11 protein-coding genes are annotated in these 11,505 nt (G+C 65.3%); 7 read left to right on the forward strand and 4 right to left on the reverse strand.

Annotated features, from left to right (window positions below; all coding sequences use genetic code 11):
• The first annotated feature begins 92 nt into the window (after positions 1–92).
• The 4 genes from AWB81_RS18975 (at position 93) to AWB81_RS18990 (ending at position 3,606) form a co-directional block, all read left to right on the forward strand.
• Positions 93–608, forward strand: a complete 516-nt coding sequence (locus AWB81_RS18975; protein ID WP_062638103.1) for a cupin domain-containing protein — start codon at positions 93–95, stop codon at positions 606–608.
• Positions 609–656: 48 nt separating this feature from the next.
• Positions 657–1,439, forward strand: coding sequence for an IclR family transcriptional regulator (locus tag AWB81_RS18980; RefSeq protein WP_062638104.1), 783 nt, complete (start codon positions 657–659; stop codon positions 1,437–1,439).
• Between the two features lie 259 nt (positions 1,440–1,698).
• Entirely contained in the window at positions 1,699–3,381 is a 1,683-nt protein-coding gene (locus AWB81_RS18985; RefSeq protein WP_062638105.1) for an FAD-dependent oxidoreductase, read from the forward strand.
• A gap of 6 nt (positions 3,382–3,387) precedes the next feature.
• The gene (locus AWB81_RS18990) at positions 3,388–3,606 is read left to right on the forward strand and encodes a DUF2783 domain-containing protein (protein WP_200822520.1); all 219 of its coding nucleotides are present in this window, start codon (positions 3,388–3,390) and stop codon (positions 3,604–3,606) included.
• Positions 3,607–3,757: 151 nt separating this feature from the next.
• Here the strand turns inward: AWB81_RS18990 and mobB are convergent, their stop codons facing one another.
• Positions 3,758–4,300 carry a molybdopterin-guanine dinucleotide biosynthesis protein B gene (gene mobB, locus AWB81_RS18995; protein WP_062638107.1) on the reverse strand — a complete coding sequence of 181 codons (543 nt, stop codon included), beginning with the start codon at positions 4,298–4,300 and terminating at the stop codon, positions 3,758–3,760.
• A 361-nt stretch (positions 4,301–4,661) separates the two neighbouring features.
• On the opposite strand from mobB, the gene AWB81_RS19000 reads away from it, so the two are divergent.
• Positions 4,662–7,184, forward strand: coding sequence for an adenosylcobalamin-dependent ribonucleoside-diphosphate reductase (locus tag AWB81_RS19000; RefSeq protein ID WP_062638108.1), 2,523 nt, complete (start codon positions 4,662–4,664; stop codon positions 7,182–7,184).
• A 173-nt stretch (positions 7,185–7,357) separates the two neighbouring features.
• Here AWB81_RS19000 and AWB81_RS45755 read toward each other — a convergent pair whose 3' ends face one another.
• The 3 genes from AWB81_RS45755 to AWB81_RS19015 form a co-directional block, all read right to left on the reverse strand.
• Entirely contained in the window at positions 7,358–7,513 is a 156-nt protein-coding gene (locus AWB81_RS45755; protein ID WP_159938912.1) for a hypothetical protein, read from the reverse strand.
• Between the two features lie 35 nt (positions 7,514–7,548).
• Positions 7,549–7,902, reverse strand: a complete 354-nt coding sequence (locus AWB81_RS19010) for a DUF4148 domain-containing protein (protein WP_062638110.1) — start codon at positions 7,900–7,902, stop codon at positions 7,549–7,551.
• A gap of 280 nt (positions 7,903–8,182) precedes the next feature.
• Positions 8,183–9,193, reverse strand: coding sequence for a LysR family transcriptional regulator (locus AWB81_RS19015; RefSeq protein WP_062638111.1), 1,011 nt, complete (start codon positions 9,191–9,193; stop codon positions 8,183–8,185).
• A 197-nt stretch (positions 9,194–9,390) separates the two neighbouring features.
• Between AWB81_RS19015 and AWB81_RS19020 the strand changes: the two genes are divergently transcribed.
• Together AWB81_RS19020 and AWB81_RS19025 are read left to right on the forward strand one after the other, a co-directional pair.
• Positions 9,391–10,227: an alpha/beta hydrolase gene (locus AWB81_RS19020; protein WP_062638112.1), complete on the forward strand. Its 837-nt coding sequence runs from the start codon at positions 9,391–9,393 to the stop codon at positions 10,225–10,227.
• A 55-nt stretch (positions 10,228–10,282) separates the two neighbouring features.
• Complete coding sequence (locus tag AWB81_RS19025) at positions 10,283–11,470, forward strand: efflux RND transporter periplasmic adaptor subunit (RefSeq protein ID WP_062638113.1); 1,188 nt, start codon at positions 10,283–10,285, stop codon at positions 11,468–11,470.
• Positions 11,471–11,505 lie beyond the last annotated feature (35 nt).

Consider the following 11,505-nt stretch of genomic DNA (forward strand, 5'->3'; position numbering starts at 1 on the left):
TCGATGGAACATGCCCGCTATTTAACAGGAAAGCGCTCGGTCGCGCGCCCACCGATGCAGAATGAGCGTTTCGTTCCAGACGGACGCGTCCCATGCCGGCCACCGACATCGACAAAGACGAACTCATCCGCCGCTTCGGCCTGCAGCCGCATCCGGAAGGCGGCTGTTTCCGCGAGACGTATCGCTCGGATTCGCGCGTGACGCGCGAGGGCACGGGCGAATCGCGCTCGGCATCGACGGCGATCTACTTCCTGCTCTGCGACGGCGCGCATTCGGCGTGGCATCGCATCCGCTCCGACGAACTGTGGCATTTCTACGCGGGCGTCCCCGTCGACATCCACGTGCTCGACGCGCAAGGCGAACTCGCCACGCACCGGCTCGGCAATGCGCTCACGCATCCGGACGCCGTGTTCCAGGCCGTCGTGAAGGCGGGCGACTGGTTCGCGGCCGTTTGCGCGTCGCCGGAGGGGTATGCGCTCGTCGGCTGCACGGTCGCGCCGGGATTCGAATTCAGCGAGTTCGAGATCGCCGATGTAAAGGCGCTCGCGGCCGCTCATCCGGCGCATCGCGACCTGATCGCGCGTCTCGGTCCCGCCGGCGGCGCCTAGCGGTTATCATCCCGCCCAATCTCGTTAAACGATACAAAAAGGCCAGGGATGAGCGGAGCGCGGCGCGGTATTCAGTCGATCGAAGTGGGCGGCGCGCTCCTGCGCGCGCTCGTGGACCACGGCGGCCCGATGCTGCTGGGCGATCTCGCGAAGAAGGCGGGAATGTCGTCGGCGAAGGCGCATCCGTATCTCGTGAGCTACGGCAATCTCGGCCTGATCCAGCAGGACGGCGCCACCGGGCGCTATGAGCTCGGGCCGTTCGCGTTGCAGATGGGGCTCATCAGCCTGCAGCGCGTCGACCCGGTTCGGCTCGCGATTCCCGAAGTCGGAGAAATCTCGGCTCAGATCCAGCATACGGTCGCGCTCGCGACCGCCGGCAGCTTCGGCCCGACGATCGTCCATATCAACGAGGCGAGCGTGCCGATCCACGTCACGATGCGCACCGGCACTGTGATGTCGCTCCTTCAAACCGCCACCGGCCGCGCGTTCGCGGCCTACCTGCCGCCGCTCACAGTCGATGCGCTCGTCGCGATCGAGGCGTCGGGCGGCCTGCAGATCGGCGCGGCCCGGCGCGACTTTACGCGCGCGCAGATCGATGCGCTACTCGCCGAAGTGCGCGGGCACGGCATCGCGCGGACCATCGACGAACCCGTCGCGGGCATCAGCGCGATGAGCGCGCCCGTCTTCGATCACACCCGCAACATCGTTCTCGCCATCACGGCGATCGGCCCGAGCGGCTCCTTCGACGGCGCATGGGACGGCGCCGTCGCGAGCCCATTGCGCGCTTGCGCCGCGCGCGTTTCCGCACGACTGGGCTTTTCCGCCGCCTGAAGTCCCTTCCTCGCAACGCAGATATCCGCGAGCGCGTACGACGCGCCGTCGCGCGATTTCGCGCGCCTGTCGCTCGCGCTTAGGGTAAACGGCGATTCAACCATGTGAAATGCTTTGTACAATGCGTAATTAACAGGCAAAGCCAAACGCATTTGATGGTTATGCCTGACAGGGCAGCAGCCATGTTGGATGGGATCGGAGTGAGCGCATGGGGCCGGAGCAAGCGCCAGCCCCGATCGACAGGAGAGACGGAGACGCCATGCAGACTGATTTTCAAACGCTTCGGTTCGAGTACACGCGAGCCGCCGAACACGATGCCGCGTCGCCGGCGCCTTATCCGGTGGTTGTCGTCGGGGCGGGGCCGGTGGGCCTTGCGACCGCGATCGACCTCGCGCAGCAGGGCGTGCGCACGGTGCTCGTCGACAACGACGACAAGCTCTCGGACGGCTCGCGCGCCATCTGTTTCGCGAAGCGCACGCTGGAGATCTTCGACCGCCTCGGCTGCGGCCAGCCGATGGTCGACAAGGGCGTGAGCTGGAACGTCGGCAAGGTCTTCCTGCAGGACGAGCTCGTCTACACGTTCGACCTGCTGCCCGAAACCGGCCATGCGCGGCCCGCGTTCATCAATCTGCAGCAGTACTACGTCGAGGGCTATCTCGCCGAGCGCGCGATGCGCGAGGACCACCTGCAGTTGCGCTGGAAGAGCAATGTCGTCGGCGTGACGCAGCTCGCGGATTGCGTCGAGCTGCAGATCGAGACGCCCGATGGCACCTATGCGCTGCGCGCGCAGTACATGGTCGCCGCCGACGGCTCGCGCAGTCCGATGCGCCGCGCGCTCGGCCTCGACAGCCGCGGCCGCACGTTCAAGGACCGCTTCCTGATCGCCGATGTGAAGATGAAGGCGCCGTTTCCCGCCGAGCGCTGGTTCTGGTTCGATCCGCCGTTTCACCGCAACCAGTCGGTGCTCTTGCATCGCCAGCCGGACGACGTGTGGCGCATCGACTTCCAGCTCGGCTGGGACGCCGATCCGGTCGCGGAAAAGGCGCCCGAGCGCGTGATTCCGCGCGTGAAGGCGCTGCTCGGCGAGGACGTCGAATTCGAACTCGAATGGGTCAGCGTCTACACGTTCTCCTGCCTGCGCATGGACAAGTTCCGCCACGGCCGCGTGCTGTTCGCGGGCGACTCGGCGCATGGCGTGTCGCCGTTCGGCGCGCGCGGCGCGAACAGCGGCGTGCAGGACGCGGACAATCTCGCGTGGAAGCTGCGCCTCGTGCTGAACGGCGACGCGCCCGACACGCTGCTCGACACCTATGCGTCCGAGCGCGAGTACGCCGCCGACGAAAACATCCGCAACTCGACCCGCGCCACCGACTTCATCACGCCGAAGAGCCCGGTGTCGCGGCTCTTCCGCGATGCGACGCTACGGCTCGCGAAGGACTGTCCGTTCGCGCGCCGCATGGCGAACAGCGGGCGGCTCTCGGTGCCGGCCGTGCTGCACGATTCGCTGCTCAATACCGCCGACCGCGAAGGTGACGTCTTCTTCGGCTCGATGGTGACGGGCGCGGTGTGCACGGATGCGCCGGTGCGGATCGACGGCGAGGCGGCGTGGTTGCTCGGGCAGACGGGCGGCGGCGCGTTTACGGGTGTCTACTTCTGCGCGTCGGTCGATGCGGCCGCTGACTGCGCGGGCCGGCTCGCGACGCTCGAAGGCAAGTCGATCCCGATGCGCACGCTGATCGTCGTGCCGCGCGGCGCGGCGATCGCACCGCTCGCGGGCATGACCGTGCTGGAGGACGTGGACGGCGTGGTCGCGCAACGCTTCGACGCCCGGCCCGGCACGTTCTATCTGCTGCGTCCGGACCAGCATGTGTGCGCGCGCTGGCGCGCCTTCGACGCCGCTTCGGTTGCGGCGGCAATCCAACGCGCGACGTGCAACGGGTGAACGATCATGAAACTGAATATCGAAACGAACATCGCGGACTACGACGGCTTCTACGAGCGTCTGATCGATACGCACAACGGACTCTCGGAAGAAGAGAGCCAGATGGTGAACGCAAAGCTTGTGCTGCTGCTCGCCAATCATATCGGCGATGCGGAGGTGCTCATCGAGGCACTCGCGCTGGCGAGGAAAAGTGTCGCGGACGACGTCGCCGGGAAGGCACGCTAGGGGTCTGCTTGACGTTCGTCGTGTCAGGGAAATTGACGGACATGCCAGCGATTCGCTAACGCTCCGCCACACTCAGGACGGGGAGAGGCGCAGCCATGCGGTCGTGCGCCTTCAGCGATGCGGCAATGCCGGACGCGTGTGGTTGGAAACCTCAATTACCCAGCGTGCGCGGCATCTCGAAATTGACATGGACGGTCTTGCAGATGAATTCTCCGATCCGGTCGATGTCGTTCAGCGGCAGGACCGGAAGCGTGGTCGCGAGCGCGGCGGGATCGTCGCTCGCGATGGCGAGAATGGCCGCGTCGGTCTTGTAGGGCGGCTCGGTGGCGAGCGCCACGCGCACGACTTCGAGCCGCGGAAGCGATTCGCGCGTGAAGCCTTCGACTATCGTGAGGTCCGCCGGCGAGAGGCGGGCCACCAGTTCATCGAGTGAAGGCTCCGGCTCGCCGCGTAGTTCGCGCACGATCGCATAGCGATGCGGCGACGCGATCAGCACCTCGCCCGCGCCGGCACGTCGAAAGCGCGCGCTGTCCTTGTGCGCGGGCTCGAGCTCGATCGAATGATGGCTGTGCTTGATCACGTTGACGACGAGGCCGCGCGCGCGCAGCCAGGGCAGGAGCGCTTCGATCAGCGTGGTCTTGCCCTGGCCGGAGCGGCCGGAGATGCCGAAGAGCGGCGGCTTCGGTGGAATCATGCGCGTGGTCCGTTCGGTTCTTTGCCGCGTCCGTCGGATCGGGCCGCGGCAATGTTTTTTATCTGTGAATGATGCGACCTGCAGTGTAGCGGCAAAACGCCCTGCTTCGATGCGGCGCACGGCAGTCATCGGTAAAGACGACAGGCTGGTCCAAAGCTTGCCTCGCGCACAATGCCCTGACCATTCGCCAAAGGGACAGGGCGACGCCACTCGTTCGTTCGATCTGCTCCGAAAGGCGCAATGCGAAAAACACCGCCGTAGAGACTTGGCGCTCGTCGCGCAATCGCGCTATCGTCTTGAATCACGTTTGCGGATCCGGCCGTGCATGACATGCGGTGCCCGCGCGTATTCGAGGACCGACATGGCTGAAGACAATCTCAACACTCCGGTTGCACCGCAGCAGTTTTCGATCGACGTGATGATCGAGAAGTACGCGAAGGGCGACGAGAGCCGCATCGAGGACATCTACCGGCGCGTCGCGCGCGGTGTTGCGCTGGCAGAACCGGAGGCACTGCGCAAGAAGATCGAAGCAGACTTCGTCGACAACTTCCGGCGCGGCGCGCTCGGCGCGGGCCGCATCATGAGCGCGGCGGGGACGGGCATCGAGGCAACGCTCATCAACTGCTTCGTGCAGCCGGTCGGCGATGCGATCCAGGGTGTCGATGAAAACGGCCTGCCGGGCATCTACGTGGCGCTGTTGCAGGCGGCCGAGACGATGCGGCGCGGCGGCGGCGTCGGCTACAACTTTTCCGCGATCCGGCCAAAGGGCGCGCGCGTCCATTCGACCGGCTCGTCCGCGTCGGGCCCGTGCAGCTACATGGACGTATTCGACGCGTCGTGCCGCACGGTCGAGAGCGCGGGCTCGCGGCGCGGCGCGCAGATGGGCATCCTCGACTGCACGCATCCCGACCTGCTCGAATTCATCGCGGCCAAGCATGAGAAAGGGCGCTGGAACAACTTCAACGTGTCGGTGGCGGTGTCGGACGAATTCATGCAGGCCGTCGCCGACGATGCAGGCTGGGAACTCGTGCATCGCGCGGAGCCTGCGCCGTCGCTGCGCGCATCGGGCGACCTGCGGCGGCGCGAAGACGGCATGTGGGTCTATCGCGAGGTGCGGGCGCGCGAAGTGTGGGACGTCATCATGCGTTCGACCTACGACGTGGCCGAACCGGGCGTGGTCTTCATGTCGCGCATGAACGACGACAACAACCTGCGCGGCGTCGAGACGATCCGCGCGACGAATCCGTGCGGCGAACAGCCTCTGCCCGCGTATGGCTGCTGCAATCTGGGGCCGCTCAATCTCACGCGCTTCGTGCGCGACGCGTTCGCGCAGCAGCGCGGCGGCACCCCGGCATTCGACTGGGACGCGCTCGCGAAGACCACGCGCATCCAGGTGCGCTTTCTCGACGATGTGCTTGACGTCACGCTCTGGCCCCTGGCGGAGCAGGCGCGCGAGGCGGAAGCGAAGCGGCGCATCGGCGTGGGCTTCACGGGTCTCGGCGACACGCTCGTGATGCTCGGCATCCGCTACGACGCGCCGGAAGGCCGCGAATTCGCGACGCGCGTCGCGCGCACGATGCGTGACGAAGCCTATCGTGCTTCGGTCGAACTCGCGAGCGGGCGCGGTGCGTTTCCGCTTTTCAATGCGACGCAGTATCTGGAGGAAGGCACGTTCGCTTCGCGCCTGCCCGAGGACATCAAGGAAGACATCCGCAAGACCGGCATCCGCAACAGCCATCTGCTGTCCATCGCCCCGACCGGCACCGTGAGCCTTGCGTTTGCCGACAACGCATCGAACGGCATCGAGCCCGCCTTCTCGTGGACCTATCAGCGCACGAAACGCATGGCCGATGGCGGGCGGCAGTCGTTCGCAGTGGAAGATCACGCGTACCGGCTGTATCGCGAGCTGGGCGGCAACGTGAATGCGTTGCCCGATTACTTCGTGAATGCGCTGGAGATGTCCGCGCATGACCATCTGGAGATGATGGCGGCGGTACAGCCTTTCGTCGACACGTCGATTTCGAAAACCGTCAATGTTCCCGCCGACTATCCCTTCGACAAGTTTCAGGATCTGTATTTCGAGGCGTGGCGGCGCGGTCTGAAAGGGCTCGCGACATACCGGCCGAACGAGACGCTGGGCGCGGTGCTGTCGGTCACGCCCGAGACGACGCCCGCCGATTCGCCCGACCCGGATCTGGAACAGGACCCGCTGCGCATAGCAATCGACCATCGGCCGCGCGGCGAATTGCCCGCGATCATCGAGAAGGTCGAGTATCTGACGCAGGCGGGGAAGAAGTCGCTCTATGTCGCGGTGTCGTTCATCGAGGTGACGGGGCGGCTCGGCGGCGAGGACGTGACCATCGAGCGTCCGATCGAATTCTTTATCCCGACCGGGCAGCGCGACGAATCGCAGCAATGGATCACGGCGACCATGCGTTCGCTGTCGCTCGCTGCGCGCGGCGGTTTCGTCGCGCGCAACCTGCAGGACATGCGCAAGGTCTCGTGGGATCGCGGGCAGGTGCGTCTCGGGGATGTCGAACGGCTCGACGGCCATCGCAGCCCGCGCTGGCACGATTCGGAAGTCGCGGCGCTCGCGTACGCGATCCAGCAGATTCTCTTCCGGCGCGGCTTTCTCGATGCAGAGGGCAATCAGGTTCCCTCGCGTGCGCTTGCGCAGCTTCACGCGCGTGCGCTGGCCGCGCAGCCTGTGTTCGACGAAGCAGACCAGGATGATCCGACGCAGCTGGATTCATCGACCAACGATGCGCATTCGCTCATGCGCATGCACGGCCGCAAGTGCTCGACGTGCGGCGCCAATGCGGTCATCCGCAAGGACGGCTGCGACTTCTGCACGGCGTGCGGTGAAATAGGCGCGTGCGGTTGAAGGAGCCACGCGAGGCGCTCAGCCTCGCGTATCCGATGCGGGTGGCGGCGTGACGGTTTGAGCTGATGACGGGTGCGAAGCCTGCGCGACCGCCTGCTCGACCTGCGAGCGGGCCGCATCGGATACGACTTGCGGTCCCGCTATTGTCGCAATGACGAAGACCACCGCGACAATCACCGCGCCCACGTGGACCCTCCGGCCTCCGCAGCCTGGCAATCCGCCGTGCGCGGCGCGCTGGCCCGTTCCTGCACATAAGGACGCCAGACGGGCGCGGAAGGCGCCCAGTCGTCAAGGGCCGAGAACTGCTCAAGCGGTGTGTTGTCGTTCATGATGTTTCTCTCAAATCCGATCTGCAAATGCCTGCTCAATGAGCGGCGACGCCACTCTGCGTTGCCGATCCGTTCGCATACTCCACGATCTCGCGGTTGCGTTGCTCAGCGAGGGCAGCGCGGCGTGCGGACTGCGCGGCGACCGCTTCGCCCGCCATGCTCTTGTCCGGATACGTGTTGCGGTTGAGTGCCGGCAGCGTGCCGTCCGAATAGGACGCCGCGAGTTCGGCACGCACTTCGGCGCGCGTCTTGGTGCTTTGCGCCGTCGTCGTCTGCACCTGATACGTGCCTGCGCGGCCGATGCCCTGACCGCCGTCGGCGAACGCCGTCGTCGAAACGACTGCGGAAATGGCGGCAAGCGCTAAACCTGCGATCAGTTGGCTCTTCATGATGACGCTCCTGTCGATGATTCGATGAGCAGCGTCGGTTCGATGAACCCGGCTCCGCTGCGACAGGACGAAATGTAGTCAAGCTGCGACCGCGGATAAATGTGCGAAGTGCGAAAAGATTAATCGAGTTCGACGAACAATCGCGCAGCGCCTTGTGGGGCGGGGGATTCGGAGGGTCAGTACACGACTGGGAAGGTAATAGGCTCAGGATCCGAAGGGACAAAAAACAAAAAGGGCGTTCGAAAGAACGCCCGTGCCAAACCCAAACCTCAACCGTTAGCTATGCAACCACATCGACGGTGCCGGCGACTTCAGGCGTGCCGTACCTGACCATCTTCGACGACGACGTGCTCGTCGGCAGGCAACGGCCTTCGGCGTCTTCCTGGCCGGAGAGCAGCGGGCAGCGTTCGAACAGTTCGGCCGCCCAGTCGACGAACACGCGCACCTTCTGCGACAGATGCCGGTTGTGCGGATAGACCGCCGAAATCGGCATCGGCAATGGCTTCCACTGCGGCAGCACTTCGACCAGCTCACCCGTTTGCAGAAACGGCAGCGCCATGAAGCGCGGCACCTGAATGAGCCCGACGCCCTTCACGCCGCAGCTCAGATAGGCTTCGGCGTCGTTCACTGCGATCATGCCGCGCATCTTCACTTCGACCGTTTTTTCGTCCACGACGAAATCCATGTCGATCACGCGGCCGGTGCGGCTCGAAAAATAGTTCACGGCCGTGTGGTGTTCGAGGTCCTCGATGGTCTTCGGCACGCCATGCCGCTCCAGGTACTGCGGGGCTGCGGCGGTCAGGCCCTGAAACACGCCGATGCGCCGGGCGACAAGACTCGAGTCCTGCAGCGTGCCTACGCGAATCACGCAATCGACGCCTTCCTGGATCAGATCGACGGGCTTGTCGCCGAAGCCCACCATCAGTTCGATATCCGGATAGCGCGTGTGGAATTCGCACATCGCGGGCATCACGATGTTGCGCCCGATCGCCCCAGGCATGTCCACCCGCAGCTTGCCGCGCGGACCCTTCGCGCTGGTCGCGAACGAGCCCTCGGCTTCCTCGATGTCCGCGAGGATGCGCACGCACCGCTCGTAGTACGCGGCCCCGTCGGGCGTGAGATTGAGACGCCGCGTCGTGCGCTGCAGGAGCCGCACGTTGAGGAACGCCTCGAGGTTCTGGATGATCGTCGTCACCGACGCGCGCGGCAGATTGAGCGTATCCGCTGCGCGCGAAAAGCTGTTGGTGTCGACGACGCGTGTGAACACCTGCATAGCTTGTAGCCGATCCATGTTCTCTCACCGTCAAAAGCATTGCAGCGCCGGGAATTAAGCGCGCTGCTAACAAACGATTAAGGATGACGAGTCGCGATTGTTCAGTGCGACCGAATTGTGTTGCCGGATTATAGGCATTTATCTAAAAACCTGCGGGTACCAGAATTCGTCCCATCGCAACTCAGGTGGGATGGCGCAAACGCGCCGCAAAAACCATGGCAACAACGCTGGATCAGGGGCTTAGTCAAACGACACCTTCGAGGCTTTGCATCGAGGAAGTCCATATCGCGGGACACGCTCATCCGATCGTGCTGCGCAGTTATCGCCCCGCGTCGGACGGCACCGTCCTGCCGATTGTCCTTTATTTTCACGGCGGCGGCTTTACCCACGGCACGCTCGACGACGCCGAGATCGCCGCCGCGACCATCGCACGCGACACGCCCGCGTGGGTCGTGTCGGTCGGCTATTCGCTTGCGCCGGCGTTTCCGTTTCCCGCCGCGCCCGAAGACGGCTATCGCGCCGCACAGTGGGCGGTCGCGAATGCACGCGCACAGCGCGCGGACCCGCACCGGATTGGTGTGGCCGGGCATGACGCAGGCGGCAATCTCGCGACCTGTCTTGCCGCAATCGCCCGTGATCGCGGCGATATCGCGATTTCGGCGCAGGCCTTGCTTGCGCCGCTTCTCGATCCGAGCCTCACGCGTCTCGCCGACGAGCGCAAGGTGACGGGCACCGATCTCGGCATGAGCGAGTGCGCCCGCTGCTATCGCGCGTATCTGCCGAATGCATCGCAACGGCTGCACCCGTATGCGGCGCCGCTCGAATCGCGCCGTCTTGCGGGCCTGCCGCCGGCGCTGATCGCAAGCGCCGAGCACGACCTGCTGCACATCGAAGCGGAAAAGTACGCGGGCGAACTGATCGCCGCGGGCATCCCGACCGAGGTCACGCGCCATTGCCGCGCCTCGCACAAGGGTCTCGCGACGCATCCGGCCGCACTGGCCGACGTCGTCGCCTTCTTCAGAAAACGTCTCTCGCTTGCGAAGCCGGCTTGATCGGCACTGCATGCGAGCCAAAAAAAATCTCAACGACTCTATTGGAGCTTTCGACATGTTCTTCACTCGCAAACGCATCTACGCGGCGCTAGGCGCCACGCTCGTGGTCGCGGGCCTCGGTGGCTATACGGCGTGGCGCGGGCACGGCGACGCACCCGTGAACAGCGCGCAGGCCGCGGCCCACAGCGCGACGGCGACGGAAGTGGACGTCGCGACGGTGGTCTCGAAGACCATCACCGACTGGCAAAGCTACTCGGGCCGTCTCGAAGCCGTCGACAAGGTGGACATCCGTCCGCTCGTGCCGGGGACGATCGTCGCGGTGCATTTCAAGGACGGCGCGCTCGTGAAGAAGGGCGATCCGCTCTTCACGATCGATCCGCGCCCGTACGTGGCCGAAGTCGATCGCGCGGCGGCGCAGCTCGCGGCTGCGCAGGCGCGCAACGGCTACACGTCGACGGATGCGGCACGCGCCGAGCGCCTGCTCACCGACAACGCGATTGCCAAGCGCGACTACGACGAGAAGCAGAACGCCGCACGCGAGGCCGTCGCGGGCGTGAAGTCCGCGCAGGCCGCGCTCGAAGCCGCGAAGATCAACCTGACCTACACGAACATCGTCGCGCCCGTGTCGGGCCGCGTGTCGCGTGCGGAGATGACGGTGGGCAACATCGTTTCGACCGGTGCGAACGCGCCGCTCCTGACGACGCTCGTGTCCGTCTCGCCGATCTACGCCTCGTTCGACGTCGACGAGCAAACCTACCTGCGCTATCTGAGCCGCGACTCGAAGGCGACGGTGCCGGTTTCGCTCGGCCTCGCGAACGAAGAAGGCTATTCGCGCGAAGGCGCGGTGGCGTCGGTCGACAACCGCATTGACACGAGCTCGGGCACGATCCGCGTGCGTGCGTGCTTCGACAACGCCGACGGCTCGCTGCTGCCCGGTCTCTACGCGCGCATCAAGGTGGGCGGCGGCACGCCGCACGCGGCCGTGATGGTCGACGATGCCGCGATCGGCACCGACCAGGACAAGAAGTACGTGATGGTCGTCGACAAGGACAACCGCGTGCAGTATCGCGAAGTCACGCTCGGCACCCAGCACGAAGGCCTGCGCGTCATCACGAAGGGGCTGGAACCTGGCGAGCGCATCGTGGTGAACGGCCTGCAGCGCGTGCGTCCGAACGATGTCGTGAAGGCGAACGGCGTCGCGATGGCGAACAACGCGCCGACGCCGGCGAAATCCGCGTCCTAATCGGGCGCCTCACGAGGGCGCTTCAAAAAGGCAAT

This window comes from Caballeronia arationis (genome assembly GCF_001544975.2).
Lineage (GTDB): Bacteria > Pseudomonadota > Gammaproteobacteria > Burkholderiales > Burkholderiaceae > Caballeronia > Caballeronia arationis.